We start from the raw sequence: 20,260 nt of genomic DNA, 5'->3' as shown, positions 1-20,260 counted from the left end.
TCACTCATCCGCTAGGGTACAGCCACTATACAGCCTTTTTGCTATCCTAGGGCTGCTCTGACAGACTCAATGCCGACATGTCTTCCCTCTTTTTAGAGAGGCATGATGCTATAGATAAATTTGACTCAAAAATCAATAAGTGATAAATAAAACTTAACAAACTAACATCAAATTCCTTTTCTTGTTAAATAGATTCGGTATCACTATATGATTATACTGATTGCTTCAAACTAACATATTGTTAAAAAAATACTTTGTGTTTCAAATAAAGTGGTAACTTGATTAAATCTAATGATTTCTAGTCAGATCATTCTCGCAGGCTCCCTTTTTCTCTCTAGTGCAGGTACCTGTTGATTAAAGAACAATTGAGTTGCTTTATTCATTTGAATAGTGTTCTGACAGAGGAAATATAGAGCGAATGGAAAAACCAAAGCCCCTAACTGGTAAAGCACTCTTGCAGCGATTAAGTGAACTGGGTTCTGCATCCCGTAAAGAAGCCGCAAAGCTCTGTGGCTACTATCGCGTCACAAAATCTGGTGAGGTGCGTGTTAACTTAGGGAAATTTTACGAAGCGGTACTCGCTGCCGGCGGACTAGAAGTCCAGTCATCAGAAAAAGACGTCAATGGTCAATCAGGACGGGGGCGATCGCCCTCCTATCGAGTGAAGGTGCACCAAAATGGCCAGATTGTCATTGGTGCTGCCTATACCAAAGCCATGAACCTAAAGCCGGGGGATACCTTCAAAATTAAGCGGGGGTATAAACATATTCATCTCTATCTCATCGATCCAGAAGAAGTGGATGGCGCCCCCACAGAGTAATCAATGGTTTGCCCTAATGATTGGCAATAGTCGGCAGCACTGGGCCCTCTTTACGGGTGAACACCTCAGCCGCACTTGGCACCTCACCCCTGAGGAATTTGCCTTTAATCCTGCCCAAAACTATCCCAACCTCCCCTGCTGGGGTGCGAGTGTTGGTGCTGTGTCCTTGCACCAAGTCTATCCGACGGCGATCGCCCTCACCCTCGAGGATATTCCCATTCCTCGGATGTACCCCAGCCTAGGGATTGACCGTGCCCTTGCCCTCTGGGGAGCGCTTCAGGTTTATGGGGCACCAGTGTGTGTGGTGGATGCGGGAACTGCATTAACGCTGACCCTAGCCAACGATCGCGCTGAATTTGCGGGCGGTGTGATTCTCCCGGGTGTTGGGTTAATGGCACGAGCACTGGCGGACTATACGGCGGCGTTACCCTATGTGACGCTTCCCCCCGAACCACCCCCCCGTTGGGGAACCACTACTACCACAGCGATTGAAAGCGGTCTTTACTACGGTACTGCCGCCATGTTGCACGCCTATCTGGGCGCCTTTTTTCAGGCGTTTCCCCAAGGTACGGTGATTGTGACCGGGGGCGATCGCCCCTTTCTCAGTGAACTGTTAAAGACATTTTTAGATGCCGATCGCTGGCATGAAGATGATCATCTGGTTTTTTGGGGGATCCGCGCCCTCCGCAACCCAACCGTTAAGATAGAAATGCACCCGATGAACAGGATTGACGACTTCCGCTAATGGAGCGACGGGATGACTTTACGGATTTAGCCTTGGGACTGGTTTCAGCCCAGAGCTTTCCGGCGATAGTGGGCATTGCCGATCACATGCTCAAATCCGCCGATGTCCTCCTAGTGGGCTATGAAAAAATTGGCAGTGGCCACTGTACCGCAATCGTGCGCGGGCGAATTGCCGATGTGCGTCTAGCTGTGGAAGAGGGCGCTGAGCGGGCACAGCAGTTTGGTCAAGAACTCAGTACCTTAGTCATTCCCCGGCCTGACCCCAACCTAGAGAAAATTCTTCCGATTGGCAGTCTCCTCGCCCAGATTGCCTCTAAAAGTCGCGGCCATCGCCTCAGTAGCCACGCGGTTGGCCTATTGGAAACGCGAGGATTTCCAGCCATGGTGGGGGCAGCGGATGCCATGCTCAAGGCGGCAGATGTGATCCTAACGGCCTACGAAACCATTGGCGCCGGTCTATGTACGGCCATTATTCGCGGCACGGCCTCCAATACCGCGATCGCCCTTGAGGCCGGGATGACAGAAGCCGATCGCATTGGTGAACTCCATGCAGTGATGTTGGTACCTCGTCCCCTTGAGGATTTGGATCAATCGTTGCCCTTGGCACCCGCCCTACAACGGGAACTGCAACCCCTGCGCCTACCCCTCACCCTCAAGCAAAAAGAAACCGAACCCCTTGCCCTTCAAGGTGCGGCTCAAGAGAGTGTGGCCGTGGAAGCGCCTGCCGAAACGGTGCCCGTCGAACCCTCTGCCAATCCCTGACCGGCAATCCAGCCCGTTGTCCACGCACTTTGCAGGTTAAAGCCCCCCGTCACGCCATCAATATCGAGAACTTCGCCCGCAAAGAATAGCCCCTCACAGCAGCGGCTGGCCATGGTTCTAAAGTCCACTTCCTTGAGAGCCACCCCACCACAGGTGACAAACTCCTCTTTGAAGGCGCCTTTGCCAGCGATCGCGAAGGTACCTCGGTGCAAGGCCTCCGCCAGTGCCAGCAGTTGTTTTTTACTGAGGTGTGCCCAAGTTTGCTCAGCCGGAATCCCCACGCTGGTTGTCCAGTAGCTCCAGAGGCGGCGCGGCAGCGGAAAGGGACAATGGCGGGCGATCGCTCGCTTCGGGGTATGGCTACGACAGGCTGCCAACTCCCCTTGAATCTGCGGCAGTGACAGATGGGGGAGCCAATTCACCACCAAGGTGCCGCGATAGTTCTGCGCCGCTAAGGCACGTGCCCCCCATGCCGAGAGTTTCAAGACCACAGGGCCACTCAAGCCCCAATGGGTAACGAGAATAGCACCGGTTTGGGTTAAGGGGGGCTGCTGCAACAGTTTGAGGGTTGCTTCCACGGGTTCGACACTGAGGCCTGAGCGCTCCTGCAAGAGCGGGTCATCAATGTGAAACGTAAACAGCGAAGGGACGGGGGGAATAATGGTGTGTCCCAATTGTGCCGCCAAGCGATAGCCTTGGGAACTACTGCCGGTGGCCAGAAGGACGCGATCGCCCACAAGGGGTTGAGGCTGCTGAGCAACCGTGACTTGAAACTCATTGCCGACTTTCACCATCTCCTTCACTGCTGCGCGGGTACGGAGGCGAATGCCCAGAGCCGTTGCTTCTTGCACCAGACAGTCAATAATGGTTCCTGAGTCATCACTGACGGGAAAGACTCGCCCATCGGCTTCGGTTTTCAACTTCACCCCCCGCGCCTCAAACCAAGCGATCGTGTCTTGGGGTTGGAAGCGACTAAAGGCACCCCGCAAGGCCTTGCCACCACGGGGATAGTGCTGCACCAATAGCGCTGGATCAAAACAGTGGTGGGTGACATTGCAGCGACCACCACCAGAGATGCGGACTTTGCTCAGCAGCGTTGCCCCAGCTTCTAAAATCGTGACGAGATTGCGAGAATTAGCCGTCGCACAGGCGATCGCTCCAAAAAATCCAGCGGCACCACCGCCGATGACCAAAATGCGCTGACCTGCCATCAAGATTCCAAAGGATGAGTACTTTCGCCTTTGCCGTTGCGATCGGCAAGGTGAAGCTGTTGATGCAGCCGACCCACGGCAATCCCCTCTGTGGCCATCAGGTTGAGCACCCGCCGCCGAAACTCCCGCCCCACGACCCATTGTTGTCCCGGTTGGGTCCTAATCCAAATGCGCACGAGTAAGCCACTGGCGGTAATCTGATCAATTCCTAGAACTTCTGGCCGCTCCAGCATCTTCAGTTGCCACTCCGGTTCTTCGTAAAAGCGGATACTCAAGTCATTCAGCAACGACAACAGGCGATCGGGATTGGTTTCAATATCCACCCACAGTTCGAGATTAACCCGTGACCAAGTGCGGGTCAGGTTGGCTACCTTGGTAATCGTACTATTGGGAATTGTAATCAGCTGACCCTCGGCATTGCGCAACTGAGTAATGCGCAAATTGAGATTTTCCACTAAGCCGGAGTAGGGTTCAATTTCCACCACATCGCCAATGCCGTACTGATCCTCCCAGACAATGAGCAGACCATTGATAATGTCCTTCACCAAGTTCTGTGACCCTAGGGAAATGGCCAAGGCTAAAAAGCCCCCCACAGCGAGAATGGAGGAAACAGGTACCCCTAAGGAACCCAAGATAACCACTAGTCGAATCAAATAAATGACAACGGTCTTAAAGCCGCGCATCACTTCCACAGTGGTACTAATCCGCAGGGTTTTACGCTGGGTATCAGCAAACTTGAGCAGATTATTTTGCTCCCAGAAAACACGAATGCGATCAAAGGCCAAGTCAGCAAATTGATTCAGCAGCCCCGTGCCAAACCAGACCACCATCCACAGAATCGGCAAGCCATAGACTTGGGAACTCAGCCAGCGGGTCATGGGGAAGAGGCGTAGAATTGCCGCTAGGCCGAGTAGCCACAAAGCCACTTGTCCCCACAACAGTAGATACCGAACGAGACTAATGAGCTTGATGCGCTGCTTGAGAAAAAAGTGGTGCCGCAGATGGGGCAGAAGCGGCAAAACCCACTCCGGTTCCGTCGTTTGAGTGGTCACTGTGTCGAGTTGCCCTTGTAGATGCTTGCGTTGGCGGATCAAGAAGCGTTGCACAATTAAAATGACGAAACTACCTGCACCCACCTTGATAAAGATCAAGACAGCCTCCTGAATTTGCGACATCAGGGCTGTGTCGGTGCGTTCCTGAATCGCTCGGTTCATCTGCTGTTGCAAAATGTCTCGCCACTGCTGGGCAAGGGTTTCAGGGGGCAGTTGATGGTAGTCGCTGTCGGCCTCTGTCACCGTCAGGAGGCGAGTGGTGCGTTCCGCTTGGCCAATGCGGGCACTGATGACTAAAACATTATTGAGGCGAGCAACGCCAATATCTACCCTTGCGGGCGATCGCCGCCCATGCTCAAGGGCACTCTGGAGTACCCGCCGTAGGTTCGATTGAATTAAATCCGCTCGGACTTCAACGGGAATTGCGTTACCGGGGTTATCGCGATCGCGAACTGTTGGCGCAGCAATTGTAAAGAGTGTATTGCCATCAAAGCGGACATCGGCAATTTCCAGTTCGCCAATGCGGGTGACGCCGGGGGGAGTGGGAGCAACAGTGGCTTGACGAATCCCCGGCAGAGGAACCTGAGCTATAGTTGACCAAGGAGAGAGAAGGACTAAAAAGAAAGTGATAAGGGCGATCGCTCCCCACCGCCATAATCGCTGATACCCGTTGATCATTCGCACGTACTGATATTCTGCACGGCAACACGAACTAGGACTATCCTCTCACCTTTTGAAGGCTGAACTCAGTTCACGGTTCCCTAGGGGCAGTCGACCCTAGCTTGCAGCACCTGCTCCCTTGCCACATCGCGGATTAACGAGAGACGCGAGGAAATGTAGCGTTCCAGATGATAGCGCTGGTTATGCTCTAAAGGATAAACGTCACTAAACTGCGTCACCAGCCACCCCTGTAGGGCGTGATCATCCATACTCAACAATCGTCCCACCTGTACTTGCTCAACAAAGTGCCAGAACTGCCGGAGGAGAGAGGGGGTCATACTTGCCCTCCTTTTAAGGTTTTCTTTAGATTTTACCTATCTACTACCATACGTTGCCCCTCGGAAATTGGGGCGCAATCTGCTGAAGCTGCAACTAAAGTTAGGGAATCCACATGAAGTCCTGCAAACTTCTGTTGCGATTTCTAAAGTGCAGCCCTCCTGCAAACCTGTGATTCTTTGGGGATGCTCCGCTAACGGTAGGGCGGTGAACCGCTAAAATAGTAAGGCTTTACCAACATACTCACAAATCATTGGGGTCTATGCGCACACACTACTGTGGCGATGTTCGGCTAACGGATGTCGGAACAACCGTCACCCTCTACGGTTGGGTGGATCGGCGGCGTGATCATGGCGGCGTGATCTTTATTGATTTGCGCGATCGCTCCGGCATTGTCCAAATTGTCAGTGATCCCCAGCGCACTCCCGACTCCTATGCTCAAGCCGATCGCCTGCGCAGTGAGTATGTGGTGAAAATTGTTGGCCGTGTCAGCAAGCGCCCTGCGGATTCGGTGAACCCAAAATTGGCCACGGGCGACATCGAGATCTACGCCGATCACATTGATGTCCTCAATACGGTGCGCCAGCAACTGCCCTTTGCCATCTCCAGCACCGAGAATGAGCCAGTGCGGGAAGAGGTGCGGCTGCGCTACCGCTATCTTGATCTACGGCGGGAACGGATGGCACGGAATTTGCAGTTACGCCATCGCGTTGTCCAAGCCATGCGGCGCTTCCTCGAGGATGAGGCGGGCTTTATTGAGGTGGAAACTCCTATTCTCACCCGCTCGACGCCGGAGGGGGCTCGCGATTATCTAGTGCCCAGTCGCGTGAATCCGGGAGAATGGTTTGCCCTCCCTCAATCGCCGCAATTGTTCAAGCAGTTGTTGATGGTGGCGGGGTGCGATCGCTATTACCAAATTGCCCGCTGCTTTCGCGATGAGGACTTAAGGGCCGATCGCCAGCCAGAATTTACGCAACTGGACATGGAAATGAGCTTCATGGATCAGGATGAAATTATTGATCTCAACGAAGCACTCATCTGCCACATTTTCAAAACCGTGAAGGGCATTGATCTGCCGCGCCCCTTTCCCCGCCTGAGTTACCAAGAGGCCATGGATCGCTATGGCACCGATAAGCCCGATACCCGCTATGGCCTTGAACTGGTGGATGTCTCCGATATTCTGAAAGACTCTGGTTTCAAAGTTTTTAGTGGCGCGATCGCCCAAGGGGGCGTGGTGAAAATTTTGCCGATTCCCAACGGCAACGACCGCATCTCCAACGTGCGCATTAAACCCGGCGGCGATCTCTTCCAAGAGGCCACCACTGCCGGCGCCAAGGGGCTGGCTTATATCCGCGTTCGCGACAACGGCGAGATTGACACCATTGGTGCCATCAAGGATAACCTCTCCCCAGAGCAGAAAGCCACGCTCTTAGAGCGCACGGGTGCCGAGCCGGGGCATCTCCTCCTGTTTGGGGCAGGGGATACGGCAACGGTGAATAAAACCCTTGATCGCCTGCGCCAGACCATTGCCCGTGAATTTGACCTCATTGATCCGACGGCAACCCATCTGCTGTGGGTGGTGGATTTCCCCATGTTTGAGTGGAATGCCGAAGAAAAGCGCCTTGAGGCCTTGCACCATCCCTTTACGGCACCCCATCCCGCCGACCTTGAGGATCTCAAAACTGCCCGTGCCCAAGCCTACGATCTGATCTTCAATGGCTACGAAGTGGGCGGCGGCAGTCTGCGTATTTATCAACCGGAATTGCAGCGGCAAGTTTTTGAAACCATCGGCCTTGATGAGACGGCTGCCCAAGAAAAATTTGGCTTCCTTCTCGAGGCCTTTGAATTTGGTACCCCTCCCCACGGGGGTATTGCCTATGGCCTAGATCGCTTAGTCATGCTCCTTGCCGGCGAAGACTCCATTCGCGACACCATTGCTTTCCCGAAAACCCAACAGGCGCGTTGCCTTCTTACCGGTGCCCCCAGCAGTGTTGAGCCACAGCAACTCAAGGAACTCCATGTGGCTTCCGCCAAGCCCGCAAAAACCACTGCTAAAACCCAAGTCTAGGCACGTAGGTCTGTTGGCCGATTCCACACCCCCTCTAGCAGCCATTCGCCGTTGACATCCCGCACCCGCTCAGTGCTCATCATATAAGCCCATGCTGTGCCCAAAGGTTGATGATTCAAGTCATACACTGGCACCTGTTGGCGATGGTAGGCATTTACTTCGGGAGCCAAGTTCGGATGGTAGCCTTCAAAGGCATCCAGCCGCGCCAATACGCTGGGAGGTGGATCATGAAAGATCAGTAACTCCCCCTGCACCCAACCTTCCTCAGCCGTCAGACCGGGATACCCCATCGGTAGGTGATAAAGGCGACCTCTCACCAGCGCTGATTGATGGGCACTCAGCCAAGGCCGACAGAGGATTTCATGGGGTTGATAGCCGGGTTTAAGGGTGCCATAGACAAAAAGGCGCAATAGGGTCATGTTGAAAATCAATTAGGTTCATGCCATCAAGGGCTTAGTTTAGCGACTTTCACATAGCTTTGTCCTCATCAATTCCAGACTGCCATCGGCGATAAACTGCACAGCGATCGCCAGAATCAGGAATCCGAGAATACGGGTTAATGCACCGACACCCGTTTTGCCCCACTTTTGCATCACAGATTCACCTAACAAAAGACAAAGATAAACTACGCCACTAAACAATCCAATTCCCAATAGACAACCGAGGTACTCTTCCCAAATTTGGCAGCGTGTTGATAACGTCATCGTCACCCCGATCGCCCCTGGGCCACTAATCAACGGAACCGCCATGGGTGTCAATGCAATATCGTCTTTATCAATGGCTTCGGCGTGCTCCTGAAGCGTTAAGCGCTGATGCGAAGTGACCATTTGCCAAGCGGTGTGAGCGACAATTAAGCCCCCAGCAATGCGCACCACTGCTAAGGAAATCCCAAAAAAGCCAAGGATAAACTTACCCACGAGAAAGAAGGTGACTAAAACCGCGAAAACGTTCACGGCCGTTTCTTTGGCTTTCTGCCGACGGTATTTGAGGGGATGTCTAGCTGTTAGGGCACAAAAGACAGGCACTGCACCAATGGGGTCTGCAATTGGAAACAATGCAGCCAAGGTTCCCACCAGAAAGGAGACGGTTGGATGTAGCATTGCCGAAGAGTTGCTGCCCTACAAGTTAAGTATTTAAGACCGCAAGGATTTTTTGACTAATCGAGCGCAGTTGCTGTTGGAGGTCTTCGCTGGGCAGATTGTTACCACTGAATACGCCAGCACCAATACTACTGAACCGCCACTGCTCACTCATATAGCTAAACCCCACGATGTCTAGACCAATGGCACGGCGCTGGGGAGAGTCTGGATCGCAATAGAGGCGAATTTGCAGAAGCAAACTGCGGGCTTGCCAGCGGCGACTCCAGCCCGGTAGGTGAAAACCAATGTCAATTGAATCGGGATCCACTAGGTTGCGGGTATGGGGGTCATCGGCCCAAGGGTGCAGGTCTGCCCGCAGATCCGCATTGCACTGCTTAAAGAGGTGGACGATCGCCCCCAATTTGCTGGCCATCTGCACGGTCACTGCCTGCTCTGCTGCATTCACCGTCATTCTCTCCGCAACACCTTTGTTCCCAAGGTTAGCGAGGGGAAACCGCTTGATCAACTCTAGGGGTTGGCAGCGGTGCCAAAGGACGCTCAAGGCGGGGTTGCCCCACAGAGTAACTCAGGGCATAGCTTTGCACCAAGAGCCAAAACCAAAGTTGTGGTGCCAAAGATTCTAGCCACGGTTGACAACGACGCACCAAGGGGGGCAGCCAAAAGCCAAAGAGGGCATGGTACAGGGCATCTAAGCTAAAACTGAGGTAGCTTTGCAGCCAGCGCAGCAGATCCCCAACCCCCACCATTTCGTAGATCCACCAAAGGAGGCCGGGGTTTTGCCAAGCAGCTCGCAGTGCCATACGGTTAAAGGGGAGCCAACCCGCACGGTCTTTGATAAAGCGATCGGCCAATTCGGGGGATTCCTGGGCGAGGATGCCAAAAAAGGTGTTCAACGTGGCATTGACGCGCTCTGGGGGCAGGGGGCGATCGCTGGGCACCATCATTCCCCGTGAAAAGAGCCATGTCACCGCTGTATTGCTCTGATAAGCGCGAATTTGGTTGAGGAATTGCTTTTGCACAAGGTCATGACGCAGGGCGGTGTCCAGTAGATCCGTCAAGCGGGGCAGGTTGCGCACCAGGGAGCCAAAACCAGTAAACACCAAGGGAGACTGGAGTGAGGCGGCATCGCCAATGGCCAAGACGCGATCAAAGGCCACCGCGCGATCGCCCCGGTGGTGGCTAAAGTAGCCGGGGATGTAACCAAAGGTGGGTTTGACCCAAGTGAGTTGATCGAGATCGCAGCGGCGGTACTCCGGCAGGATGGTAAAAAAGTCCTCGTACAGTTCCAGCAAAGAGCCGGGAAACTCTGGCTGGATGTAGTGGTAGTGAAAGAGATAAATGGTGCGCTCTTCCCCCGCTCCCGGAAACAGTTCCCAAATGAGTTGCCGTCCCCGCGAAATATCGCCGTGGCTAAAGAGAACATCGCCATAGTTGCCATCCCAAACCTCTGGGACAATGCCCTTGACGATCGCCCCCACCGTCGGACAGACGCTATCATAGGCACGACCGCCGTTCAGTTGACGGGCAATGGGGGAGGCGGTGCCCATCGCATCAATGAGGACACGGGCGATCGCCTGTCGCTGTTCTTGGGTTTGGCGGTGCTGGGTTTGCAGAACCACACCATTGGGATGAATCGTGGCTGTCTCAAATTCCGTCCAATCCCAAATCTCACCCCCCGCTTGGCGCAGTTTCTCACCGCACAGATGCAGGAATTTGGCCGAGTCAAGGGCAATATTGAGAACCGTCGGGGTGTGCAGTACGGGTGCCCGACAATGGGGAGGACTAGTGGCATCAAAGAACTTGTTAAAGCCATCGCGGTACTCGCGGGCAATCAGGCTCTCAAACTCCGCAGTCGTAAACAAGCCCAAATCAATCAGACTCTGAAATTCCATGCGGGAGATATTCCACTCCCGATTCATGCGGCCAAAGGGCAACCGCTCGATCACCAGAACCCGATAGCCCAACCGCGCCATCACCGCTGCGTGGATCACCCCCAAGGCACCCCCCACATAAACTAGGTCATAGCGAGGGGGATCACAGGGTGTCGTTGCAGTGTGCAAAACAGGAACCGGGGGCGTGGGCTGTTGTACCCCTTGGCGCCAGCGTTGCTCCCACCAATAAACCCGCTCTAAATCCGCCTCACCTTGGGGCATGTGTTGGAAGTATTTCACGGTCAGCGGATAGCGATCGGCCAAAGCTTCAAAAATTGTCTTGCCAGCCGGCCAAGGGGGAAGCGCCTCAGGTTGCAGTGGAAAGGCCAAACGCAAATGCTGTTGAAGGTGTTGGAGACAGGCACGCTCCTGAGGGAAAGGCCGCTCTCCCCAGCGCATCACCTTGAGGTATGTGGTTCGCTGCAAGCTCCACAGGAAAATGGCCAGTTCCGTGGGCGCCTCAGGAACCTGCCAGCAACCCCCGGTCGGTTTTGGCGCAATGGTGCCAATGCGCGGCTCAAAGGTGTGGTGCAGCCAGTGAATCACCGCTGCGGTATCGGGAGTGGGCACCTCAAGGTATAACAGTTCTTGCATTTTGTTTCAAAAGTCCGCTAAGGAGCTTGACAACGGCACGATTTGGCGTAAACTTCACTGTACTAAACAGTTTAAGAGAGTTTACGGTTTCTCAGAATTACCCTGTTGCCCTATGCATTATCCCATTCCAAGGAGTCTCGAAGAAATAGCAGCCCTCAGCCAGCAGCCTGTCAGTGAAGAGGTGGTGGCGGCAGCGATCGCCGGCGTGATTACGATTTGCCGTGCCGAAGGCCACAGTTTGGCACAGGTGCAGGAATGGGTACTCGCCGAGGATGATCTGCTAGATCGCAAAACCCGCCAATGGCTCAGTGAAGCGGTGGCAATGGCTTGGTCAAGTGTCGAGGCAGGGGCAGTGACGACTGGCCGTGAGGGCGATCGCTAGGGCATCGGCAGCGTCATCGGGCTTGGGCAGCGTGCTGAGATTGAGTTCCCGTTGCACCGCCTGTTGAACGTCTATTTTCGCGGCATTGCCATAGCCGGTGAGGGCTTGCTTCACTTGGGGAGGGGTGAATTCCATTAGGGGACAGTGCAGTTGACTCAGGACTAAAAGAATCACGCCCCGCGCTTGAGCAACCACAATCGTATGGCTCATTTTGTAGAAAAAGAGGCGCTCCAAAGCCACTAAATCTGGTTGGAGGGCAGGAATTAACGTGTGCAGATCGCTGTAGAGACTCTGGAGGCGATCGCCCGCGGGCATATCCGCAGGAGTGGTAATCACACCAAAATCACACACTTGGCAGGTGTTGTTCTGCACCTCAATACAGCCATAGCCAAGGGTAGCAAGGCCGGGGTCTAGGCCAAGGATGCGCACACGTTCTAGTTCACGGTGCCGGTCAACAGATCCAAAATTGGTTTCGCCATCCAGTTTAGCCCCACCTTCAGTTGATGTTCAAAGGTGGGCATGCGGTAGAGGTAGGCCAGTCGCCGTGCCAAGTAGGCCAGAGGGCCATCGAGGGTCAGTCCTAGCCCTGCCAAGGCGGCGCGATCAGTTCCGAGGGTGAGCATCTCACCGAGATGGGAATAACGACAGGGCAGTAGCGGGCGATCGCTCAGACTGGCCCAAAGATTCCAAGCCGCATAATCCGCCTGTTGAAAAGCCGCCTGTGCCGTATGGGGAATCGGTTGTCCCTGTTCATCTACCGCATCCGCGGCATCCCCAAGGCCAAAAATCTCTGGATGATCAACGACTTGCAATGTGGGCATCACCTGCAGGCGCCCCGTGGAGGTTTTGGGCAAATCAAGGGCAGCAATCACGGGTGAAACGGCTGTACCCACCGTCCATAGGACAATATCAACGGGCAGATCATCCACGCGGTCTTTGTATTGCAGGGAAATCTGATCCGCAGTGACAGCAACCGGGGTTGTTTCTAAATCAATCCAAACCCCCCGCTCTTCAAGGGCACGCAGAGCTGCCTTGCGATTAAATTCTGGAGAAGACTTGAGAATCTCGGTGTTGCGATCCACCAAACGAATGCGCCCGCGGCTGCCCAAGCGCTCCGCTAGTTTACAGGCCAATTCCACGCCACTAGGACCAGCACCGACCACCACCACGCGGATGCGATCGCGATCGGAGTGCTCGCAGCGCTGCAGCGCTTCTTCGAGACGGTAGGCATCACTGAGGGTTCGGAAGGTCAAGGCGTGCTCTGCAACACCGGGAATACTGTTTTTAGGGGTTTCCCCCCCCAAGGCAAGGACAAGCTTGTCGTAGATGAGCGGCGAACCCTCGGTCAGCTGCACTGTTTTTTCCTTGAGATCCACAGCGCTCACAGTTCCCTGATGAAAAACGACTGGTGTACCCTTGAGCAACTCAACAAAAGGCGGGGCAATTTCCCACGCCTGTAACTCCCCTGTAATCAATTCGTAAAGGAGGGGAGTAAAGACAAAGCGATCGCTTTGATCCACCAGGGTAATCTCTGGAGGCGCAGACCAAGGGAATTGAGCAAGGCGGAGGGCGGTATAAAGCCCGCCGAACCCACCCCCCAGAATGCAAATTTGGCTTTTCACCGCTGATTCCGTTATGACGCTTTCCCACTCAGTATAACTTGCGCCTCTGAGAGGTCAGCAATTTGTGGCACTGCTCGGGTCTCCTTGATACTTGGATCTGGCAAGAGCGGGCGATCGCGCCGCAGCCAAATCGCTTGCAGACCAGCACCTTGGGCACCGAGGACATCATCCTCCCAACTGTCACCAATGTGCCAAACCTGAGAGGTCGCATAGGGGGTTACCGCCCGCTCAAAGATCAGCCGATTCGGTTTCGCCGCCCCCACCTCACTGGAAATCCACACCTCCTTGAAAAACGGCGCTAACCCCAAGGCCTCGAGGACACCATACAAACGGCTATCAAAATTGGACACCACCCTCAGGGGAATATCCTGCGTTTGCCAATTCTTCAAAGCAGGCAAGACATCCTCATACAGAGACCAAGGTTCAGCCGTGGCATAGTAGGCAAAGACTGGGACAAAAAACGTCTCAAAATCAGCAAATTGATCCAAGACGCCCGCGCGGCGAAATGTGTCTGCCGCAACCCCTTGCCACCACCGCAATTCTGCCTCTGCCCGTTGTGAAGCCTCAAGATCAGGGAAAGCGCAGGGCGGGGTAGCCCTAAAGGCCTTAAAGAAGGCCACATCTAATGCGGCTGAATCAACCTGAACCCCGACTTCAGCAGCAAAGCGACCATAAACGGTACCCACGGATTCCCGTAGGCCAAAGAGGGTGCCAACCGCATCGAGGGTAATGAGCTGGGGCGGATCAGGCCGGTGCATCGGAACTAGCATCTACAGCGGGTGGGGGAGAGGTCTCCTGAGCACGACGCTTGCGTTCTTGCTCCACAAGTTCTTTCATCAGACTGCGAGCCTGATTGATTTTGTCGAGGTTGCTGCGGTAGAGTTCAAGATCCCGCTTGACTTTCTCGATCGGCAGCTTAATGACGGGAGCCAGTTGATCCAGTGTCTCGTTGAGATTCGTTGTCAGATCCCCCGCCAGCTCCTCAAGGAAGGCATACAGTCCTACCGCATGGAGGCGGCTATATTTGCCCTCGTGGTTGAGGCTGTTGAGGGGGGCACTGGGTTGACCCCTGTTGAGTTCATCGAGGATTTGACTCAAGGGGCGGCCTTGGTACTGTTGCCAACTGGCGGCATCCGCCTGCAGCTGTTGCGGGTTCATTTCCTCAGCCCCGCAGAGGGCATGAAAAATACTGGCGCGATCGCCCTCAGGCTGATACCCCTCCATAAACTGGTCAAAGGCGGTCACGACCCCAAGGGCAAATAGGGGAGAGTAGCGAAAATCTACATTGACGCGCAGCAGGTGGATTTCGACCAGCAGTTCTTCAATAAAGCGACGGTAGATTGAGTGAATCGGTCGCGTGTGAGCTGCATAAAAGGCGCGTTTGGTATCAGAGACAGTTCGAGGATTTTGCACAAGCTCTGCCGATATTCGTTAAAAAATGTCATGATTCTTTACTATTATCGCCCATTGCGCTTTCCCAATCAATGATGCGTCCTGAGCTTGCCCTAGCCATCACTCAATTCAACAGCGGCGAATTCTATGCCTGCCATGACGCCCTCGAAGCCCTCTGGTTAGAGGCCAGTGAACCTGAGCGCACGTTTTACCAAGGTCTGCTACAAATTGCCGTGGCCTGCTATCACCTGAGTCGGGGCAACCAGCGGGGGGCGATCTTGCTTTTGGCAGAAGGGCGGCGTCGTCTAGAGCAGTGTGATCCGAACTTTTGCGGCCTAGATTTGACAGCCTTTTTGACGGCAGTGGCGGCGTTACAGGCGCAGCTTCAGATCCCCCTTGACTCGGAGCCAAAAATTCAGTTGCATCTTGCTGTTGCGCAATCCCTCGATCAAGCCTAGACCCCGACAGCCCTTAAAACTCAAGCTCATCCTCCTCAGAGGCTTCAGCAATTGGGGTGTCTGGACTTTCTCCCTCATCGGGTAAGCGAATAACCACCCCGTTAAAGAATCGTGCCAGTTTTTCGGCAGATTCACGCACAGGATCCGGGGCAGTGGTGAGAGGGGGCGGGGGTGGAGTAGAGGTTGGTTCTATGGGGGGTGGCGGTGGCTCTTCCCGTGGCTGAAAGGGAACGACGACAGCGGAGTGCGGCGGCTCCTTGGCTTTTGGCGCAGGCGTGGTTTTGTGGGGTAGGGGGGCAATCTCAAAGGCGACTTTGATGCGGCGGCCTAGAACTTGGGCAAAGGCGGCTTCAATTTTGGCTTGGTTATTCTTTGTCAGATTTAACAAAGTTTGATTAACAATGCCGATGTGCACCTCGCGATCGCTCATTTGTCGTAGATGACCATGCTGCGAGAGCAAAGCATAGGTGCTCATTTGCATCTGCTGCAAGACCTGTAGTGCCTGTTCCCACACAGGTTCGGTATGATCTGCCCGCGGTTCAGGGGTTGGCTTGGGTTCAGGAGCTGGAGCAACCGTGTCTTTCGTGTCTTTAATTTGAATATGTTTGACTGGTGACTCTGACTCCTTGGGGGGTGCCGCAATCCCTGGGGGGTCAGGCTGAGGGGGCGAGACAATTGTGAGCTTCGGAATGGCAGTAGGCGCTACATTGGGCACACTGGATTGGGGTGCCGTTTCCGTCATCAACCCCAGAATGCTAATTTCCAGCCAGAGACGGGGTTGACTGCTCTGTTTGATTTGGCTTTCACAGGTGCGCAGATGTTGTTGGGCATGCAGAATCTCCTCAACGGACCATCCCTCAGCAACGGCAATCAAAGCCTGCCAAGTTTCTGCTGTCAGGGCTACCAAGTCCTGCCGTTCAGGGACGGTTTTCGCCAAGAGCAAATCACGGTAGAGACTGGCCAGATTTTGCAGAATTGTCAGCGGATCGCGACCCCGTTCTAGTAATTGGCGGGTGTGCTCAAGAACCGCCACCGCATCCCGACGGGCGATCGCCCCCAGCAATTGCCGCAGATCCTGTTCTGGTACTGCCCCAGCCAGTTGCCATACATGTTCTACGGTGATCCGTTCAGGATATAAGCTCAACTGATCCAGCAAGCTTTCAGCATCCCGCAGTCCCCCTTGGGACAATTGCGCCACCAGGGTCAAGGCCTGCGGCTCAATGTCAATTTGCTCCTTATCGGCAATGTGCTGAAGGTGGGCAACCATCTCCCCTAGGGGAATCCGCCGAAAATCAAACCGCTGACAGCGGGAAATAATTGTTGGCAAGACTCGCTGCGGATCTGTGGTGGCAAGGACAAAGACCACATGGGGCGGCGGCTCCTCTAGGGTTTTGAGGAGGGCATTGAAGGCCGACACACTGAGCATGTGGCATTCGTCAATCACATAAACTTTGTAGCGACACTGTACTGGGGCAAATTGTGCCTTCTCAATCAGTTCGCGGATATTGTCCACCCCCGTGTGGCTGGCAGCATCAATTTCAATCACATCTAAGCTGTTGCCGTTGGCCACCTGACGGCAGACTTCACACTGGCCACAGGGATCGGGGGTAGGCTTGGCACTCCTCAGGCAGTTGAGGGACTTAGCCAAAATACGGGCACTAGAGGTTTTACCCGTGCCGCGAGGACCACAAAAAAGATAGGCAGGGGCAATGCGCTCCTTGAGTAGGGCTTGGGTAAGCGTGGTGGCGATCGCCCCTTGACCCACTAGATCTGCAAAGCGTTGGGGACGATATTTGTGATGCAGGGGTTCGTAGGTCACTGCTGGGCTGCAATGGATATGCCAGAAGACGCTGATGGGTAAATGCCACGCATGTTATTCTAACAGGCCAACGATGGCCATAGGCTGACCCCCTGATGCGCCTGCGATGGAACCAGCCCTAGGATCTAAAACCAGCCTTTTTTGTTAGCAATGTATGTTCTGTGAAATTCTTGATCACTTTTGGTCAGGTAAATAATGCCCTCAATGAGGCCAATAATGGCTATGACAGGGGCAAGCAGGCCACAGGTCAAAAGACTCACCAGTAGCATGATCAAGCCCTCCGTGTTGTAGCCGAGAACAAACTTGTGAATGCCCAAGGCACCCAAGAGAATACCGCAAATGCCGGCTGCAGTTTTTTTCCCTGAAATATCGGAATTCGAGGTCATTGTCCCTTCCCCAATGGTTATTTTTGATACAGCGCGATCGCGCTCTCTTGACCTATATCCTTCAGGGTTTCAGGGGAACCGTCAAGGGGTGAGTAGGCAGTTTATTGATTGACGCAAGACGTGTCTGGTCTTAAGCGGCAGCGACCCAATCAGCAAGGGGTTCCCAGCGCACAGTGCGATCGCCCCCCACTTCCACCACCACTTTGAACTTCGGTAGGGTCTGGGTTAACTGTGCCAAGTAGGCAAATTCCTGCCTTGAGAGCCGCTTGCCATCAATCAGCCAAAGCACCAGTCCCTTGGCATTGGGGGGCAGGTTTTCCAAGTGGTAGGTCACTAGGGGGGGCTGGAAATAAACGCGAATGTCTTCCTTGCCCGTGTGAGCCGGACGAATCCCGTGCGCTTGGGTCAGGTAGGCTGCTAAATCCCCCAAACCCGGTGCGCTCATGTGCAAGGTGGTATAGCCCTTGGAACGCAGTCGCCGTTGATAACGACCCTCAAAACCACCCTCCGGGGGAACAAAGAGTGCCAATGCCCCAGCGGATTCTAAATCCTTGACAAATTGATAGCCAGCCAGCAGACCCATAGATCCTTTCTCACAGGTTTTAGCATTCCATCCAGCACTTTATCACGGTCATTCCTACTGCGGGTATGCCTAAGTTAATAGCAGGGCAAATAGCCCACATAAGGCAATACCATCAAAAACACCCGCACCACCAATACTCAGCACTCCCGCCGACATCCGCTCAATTTCCCGTAGGTGGAGTAAATCTGCACCAATCAGGGTTCCCAGCACACCTCCGGCAAAGGCAATGGGTGCCGCCGCTACGCCTCCAGAAATCAAAATAGCTGTCATTGCTGCTGTCAGGGGCGCGACCAAGGCATTCATTTGAATACCAATCCCCGGTACCACCTGAGCAGAGTAGTAACTGACAGCGGCCACAATTGCCGTCACCAAGAGAATCGCCAAGGGACTGACGCGGGTAAATTGATAGAGGGCTAGCACCGTCGGGATCAAGCCGCCCCCCACATTCAGTGCCACAATCGTCTTTTGCTCAATTTTGCGCAGGGGAATGCCCCAAAACCGACTGAGCCAGAGTTCTTCAAAGTCGGGAACAATGGCCACCGTAGAAACCCGCTCATAGAGGGGGATATTAATCGTGCTGCCGAGAATCACAAGCAGCAGTAAGACCGAAGCAGCAGTAGGTGAAAAGCCCAACTTGGCAACGGCCACTTGTACAGCATCGAGGGCGATCGCTAGCCAAAGGAAAGGCAGCGACAGTAACAGCAGCACAAAAAGTAGAGCAGTAACAGGCAGATAAATCATAGAAACGCAAAATGACCTTAAAACTTGGGACTCAAACGTGGGAGGACGCCTGGGACACTGCCGCCAGAGCCTCCCTCAGCGCTTTGGCCAAAGCAATCGCGGAAGGATAGCGATCGGGCAACAGAGGAGCCGTAGCGCGGTGCAACACCTGTTTCAAGGGGTCGGGAATCTCGGGGCGATCCGAAACATCAAGGCGATGAAAGCCATCACAGTGGTGATAGAAACGAATCGGACTATCCCCCAACAGCAAAAAGGCTAGGGTTGCGCCTACTGCAAATAGATCCGACTGAATGGTGGGTTGACCCATCATCTGTTCCGGAGCACTGTAGCCCTCCACGGCAATGCGGGTGCCACCGGGGGAATGCCCCAGTTCTTTGACCGCCCCAAAGTCAATCAAAACAATTTGGTTATCGCGCGATCGCACCAGTAGGTTACTGGGTTTGAGATCCCGATGAATCACGGGTGGATCCTGATTGTGCAGATAGTCCAAGACACCGCAGGTTTGAATCATCCACTGCACCGCCTGAGGAATCGGCACCGTGCCATTGCGCAGTACCCAGCGCTCTAGGTCAATGCCATGAATGAGTTCCATCACCAAATAGCTTTTACCATCTTCCACAAAAAAGTCATAAAAGCGGGGAATCCCTGCATGGTCAAGGAGCTGTAAGATGCGAGCTTCCCGTTCAAAGAGTTCCTGTGCCTTTTCATTGTCCTCCATATCAGACCGCAGTTCTTTGAGAACCCACACCTCCGGTACCTTGCCAGTCCATCCCCCGGAGGGTTGCGCTTCACAGGCCAAGTAGGTTGTGCCAATGCCGCCATGCCCTAAAAGGCGCAGGATGTGATAGTTGCGTACGGTGCGCTGCACATTGAGGGGTTGACCACAGTGAATGCAAAACAGATTCCCCGGCATATTACCGGCATGGGTACACTCACTGAGGGTGGGCGCACTGCGGCGAAAGGTTTGCTCATGGAATTCAAGAATTGGGCCTGTGGGGCCTAGCTGAATGAGACTGCCACTGGCAAGTTTGCTCTCATCAACAAGGCGACCATCAACAAACGTCCCGATCGCTCCCAAACTTTTGAGATACCAACGTCCGAGATTTTCTGGATCCCGATAGCAACACAGTTCAGCGTGATAGCGACTAATGAGAATATCATTGAGAATCACATCGTTATCTGCGGCACGACCAATACGAATAGTTGTTTTAATCGGGAAACGCCATGTTTTGACCGGGGTGCGTTTCCAAGGATCTAACAGGTGCAGAATAATCACGGATGTGGAACTGCCACAGCAAACTCATCGAGATTTAGCCTATTTTCCTACACTTTGCCGATGTCTGCAGTGTTTTGCAATAAATCATAAACAGCTCAAGATGCCAAGGCTAAGTGTTCTAACGGAGCATGCAGCCCTACTCTAGACTGTCTATCCGGCTTGACAGTGCGCAATTCTTTATGAAGGAGACTATGGTCTAAGATTTCTCACGACTGCCAAAGCGTAGTACACTAGGAATAGTGCTGGTGTAGCTCAGTTGGTAGAGCAACTGACTTGTAATCAGTAGGTCGTCGGTTCGAGTCCGACCATCAGCTTTACTCAGT

22 protein-coding genes and 1 tRNA gene are annotated in these 20,260 nt (G+C 53.9%); 7 read left to right on the top strand and 16 right to left on the bottom strand.

Features of this window, described 5'->3' with window-relative positions:
• Nucleotides 1-418 precede the first annotated feature (418 nt).
• Genes RHK62_RS12750 through RHK62_RS12740 form a run of 3 tightly spaced genes read left to right on the top strand, consistent with a single transcriptional unit; the run spans nt 419 to nt 2,326 of the window.
• Nucleotides 419-820, top strand: a complete 402-nt coding sequence (locus RHK62_RS12750) for an AbrB family transcriptional regulator (protein ID WP_302677341.1) — start codon at nt 419-421, stop codon at nt 818-820.
• Nucleotides 801-1,565, top strand: a complete 765-nt coding sequence (locus RHK62_RS12745) for a pantothenate kinase (protein WP_206200470.1) — start codon at nt 801-803, stop codon at nt 1,563-1,565. The genes RHK62_RS12750 and RHK62_RS12745 overlap by 20 nt, the downstream gene beginning before the upstream one ends.
• Nucleotides 1,565-2,326 (top strand): BMC domain-containing protein, encoded by a 762-nt coding sequence (locus RHK62_RS12740; protein ID WP_310453799.1) that lies wholly within the window; start codon nt 1,565-1,567, stop codon nt 2,324-2,326. The genes RHK62_RS12745 and RHK62_RS12740 overlap by 1 nt, the downstream gene beginning before the upstream one ends.
• On the opposite strand, the gene RHK62_RS12735 is transcribed toward RHK62_RS12740, so the two are convergent.
• The 3 genes from RHK62_RS12735 to RHK62_RS12725 all read right to left on the bottom strand — a co-directional run bounded on the left by RHK62_RS12735 (nt 2,260) and on the right by RHK62_RS12725 (nt 5,587).
• On the bottom strand, nt 2,260-3,537 hold the full coding sequence (locus RHK62_RS12735) for an NAD(P)/FAD-dependent oxidoreductase (RefSeq protein ID WP_302678472.1): 1,278 nt from the start codon (nt 3,535-3,537) through the stop codon (nt 2,260-2,262). The two genes, RHK62_RS12740 and RHK62_RS12735, sit on opposite strands and share 67 nt — an antisense overlap.
• A complete protein-coding gene (locus RHK62_RS12730; protein ID WP_310453798.1) occupies nt 3,537-5,267 on the bottom strand; it encodes a mechanosensitive ion channel family protein in 1,731 nt (576 codons plus the stop codon). Before RHK62_RS12730 ends, RHK62_RS12735 begins: the two co-directional genes overlap by 1 nt.
• Nucleotides 5,268-5,350: 83 nt before the next feature.
• A complete protein-coding gene (locus RHK62_RS12725; protein ID WP_206200467.1) occupies nt 5,351-5,587 on the bottom strand; it encodes a hypothetical protein in 237 nt (78 codons plus the stop codon).
• A gap of 260 nt (nt 5,588-5,847) precedes the next feature.
• On the opposite strand from RHK62_RS12725, the gene aspS reads away from it, so the two are divergent.
• Nucleotides 5,848-7,653, top strand: coding sequence for an aspartate--tRNA ligase (gene aspS, locus RHK62_RS12720; protein ID WP_206200466.1), 1,806 nt, complete (start codon nt 5,848-5,850; stop codon nt 7,651-7,653).
• On the opposite strand, the gene RHK62_RS12715 is transcribed toward aspS, so the two are convergent.
• Genes RHK62_RS12715 through RHK62_RS12700 form a run of 4 tightly spaced genes read right to left on the bottom strand, consistent with a single transcriptional unit; the run spans nt 7,650 to nt 11,278 of the window.
• Nucleotides 7,650-8,072, bottom strand: a complete 423-nt coding sequence (locus RHK62_RS12715) for a gamma-glutamylcyclotransferase (protein WP_206200465.1) — start codon at nt 8,070-8,072, stop codon at nt 7,650-7,652. The genes aspS and RHK62_RS12715 overlap by 4 nt on opposite strands.
• A gap of 39 nt (nt 8,073-8,111) precedes the next feature.
• Nucleotides 8,112-8,753, bottom strand: coding sequence for a MarC family protein (locus RHK62_RS12710; RefSeq protein ID WP_206200464.1), 642 nt, complete (start codon nt 8,751-8,753; stop codon nt 8,112-8,114).
• Between the two features lie 25 nt (nt 8,754-8,778).
• Nucleotides 8,779-9,198: a hypothetical protein gene (locus RHK62_RS12705; protein ID WP_206201709.1), complete on the bottom strand. Its 420-nt coding sequence runs from the start codon at nt 9,196-9,198 to the stop codon at nt 8,779-8,781.
• 34 nt (nt 9,199-9,232) lie between these two features.
• Nucleotides 9,233-11,278 (bottom strand): flavin-dependent dehydrogenase, encoded by a 2,046-nt coding sequence (locus tag RHK62_RS12700; protein WP_310453797.1) that lies wholly within the window; start codon nt 11,276-11,278, stop codon nt 9,233-9,235.
• 112 nt (nt 11,279-11,390) lie between these two features.
• Between RHK62_RS12700 and RHK62_RS12695 the strand changes: the two genes are divergently transcribed.
• The gene (locus RHK62_RS12695; protein ID WP_206200462.1) at nt 11,391-11,660 is read left to right on the top strand and encodes a hypothetical protein; all 270 of its coding nucleotides are present in this window, start codon (nt 11,391-11,393) and stop codon (nt 11,658-11,660) included.
• Here RHK62_RS12695 and ruvC read toward each other — a convergent pair.
• The 4 genes from ruvC to psb29 are packed head-to-tail and all read right to left on the bottom strand — an operon-like array spanning nt 11,610 to nt 14,695.
• Nucleotides 11,610-12,089 (bottom strand): crossover junction endodeoxyribonuclease RuvC, encoded by a 480-nt coding sequence (ruvC, locus tag RHK62_RS12690; RefSeq protein ID WP_206200461.1) that lies wholly within the window; start codon nt 12,087-12,089, stop codon nt 11,610-11,612. The two genes, RHK62_RS12695 and ruvC, sit on opposite strands and share 51 nt — an antisense overlap.
• A gap of 5 nt (nt 12,090-12,094) precedes the next feature.
• On the bottom strand, nt 12,095-13,282 hold the full coding sequence (locus tag RHK62_RS12685; RefSeq protein WP_310453796.1) for an NAD(P)/FAD-dependent oxidoreductase: 1,188 nt from the start codon (nt 13,280-13,282) through the stop codon (nt 12,095-12,097).
• A gap of 11 nt (nt 13,283-13,293) precedes the next feature.
• Entirely contained in the window at nt 13,294-14,040 is a 747-nt protein-coding gene (locus RHK62_RS12680; protein WP_310453795.1) for an HAD family hydrolase, read from the bottom strand.
• A complete protein-coding gene (psb29, locus tag RHK62_RS12675) occupies nt 14,027-14,695 on the bottom strand; it encodes a photosystem II biogenesis protein Psp29 (protein ID WP_302677349.1) in 669 nt (222 codons plus the stop codon). The genes RHK62_RS12680 and psb29 overlap by 14 nt, the downstream gene beginning before the upstream one ends.
• Nucleotides 14,696-14,766: 71 nt before the next feature.
• Between psb29 and RHK62_RS12670 the strand changes: the two genes are divergently transcribed.
• Nucleotides 14,767-15,132, top strand: a complete 366-nt coding sequence (locus RHK62_RS12670; RefSeq protein ID WP_310438636.1) for a DUF309 domain-containing protein — start codon at nt 14,767-14,769, stop codon at nt 15,130-15,132.
• 13 nt (nt 15,133-15,145) lie between these two features.
• On the opposite strand, the gene RHK62_RS12665 is transcribed toward RHK62_RS12670, so the two are convergent.
• The 5 genes from RHK62_RS12665 to RHK62_RS12645 all read right to left on the bottom strand — a co-directional run bounded on the left by RHK62_RS12665 (nt 15,146) and on the right by RHK62_RS12645 (nt 19,937).
• Complete coding sequence (locus RHK62_RS12665; RefSeq protein WP_302678469.1) at nt 15,146-16,951, bottom strand: DNA polymerase III subunit gamma/tau; 1,806 nt, start codon at nt 16,949-16,951, stop codon at nt 15,146-15,148.
• 125 nt (nt 16,952-17,076) lie between these two features.
• Nucleotides 17,077-17,337 carry a TM2 domain-containing protein gene (locus tag RHK62_RS12660; protein ID WP_206200456.1) on the bottom strand — a complete coding sequence of 87 codons (261 nt, stop codon included), beginning with the start codon at nt 17,335-17,337 and terminating at the stop codon, nt 17,077-17,079.
• 130 nt (nt 17,338-17,467) lie between these two features.
• The gene (gene ndhN / locus RHK62_RS12655; RefSeq protein ID WP_149821379.1) at nt 17,468-17,920 is read right to left on the bottom strand and encodes a photosynthetic/respiratory NAD(P)H-quinone oxidoreductase subunit N; all 453 of its coding nucleotides are present in this window, start codon (nt 17,918-17,920) and stop codon (nt 17,468-17,470) included.
• A 69-nt stretch (nt 17,921-17,989) separates the two neighbouring features.
• On the bottom strand, nt 17,990-18,661 hold the full coding sequence (locus RHK62_RS12650) for a DUF1614 domain-containing protein (protein ID WP_206200455.1): 672 nt from the start codon (nt 18,659-18,661) through the stop codon (nt 17,990-17,992).
• Nucleotides 18,662-18,692: 31 nt separating this feature from the next.
• Entirely contained in the window at nt 18,693-19,937 is a 1,245-nt protein-coding gene (locus RHK62_RS12645) for a protein kinase domain-containing protein (RefSeq protein WP_302678468.1), read from the bottom strand.
• A gap of 241 nt (nt 19,938-20,178) precedes the next feature.
• Here RHK62_RS12645 and RHK62_RS12640 point away from each other — a divergent pair.
• Nucleotides 20,179-20,251, top strand: a tRNA-Thr gene (locus tag RHK62_RS12640).
• Nucleotides 20,252-20,260 lie beyond the last annotated feature (9 nt).

The organism is Thermosynechococcus sp. HY213, assembly GCF_031460975.1.
GTDB lineage: Bacteria > Cyanobacteriota > Cyanobacteriia > Thermosynechococcales > Thermosynechococcaceae > Thermosynechococcus.
Note: the sequence above shows the minus strand (reverse complement) of the source record. Positions and strands in the feature narration are given on the sequence as shown.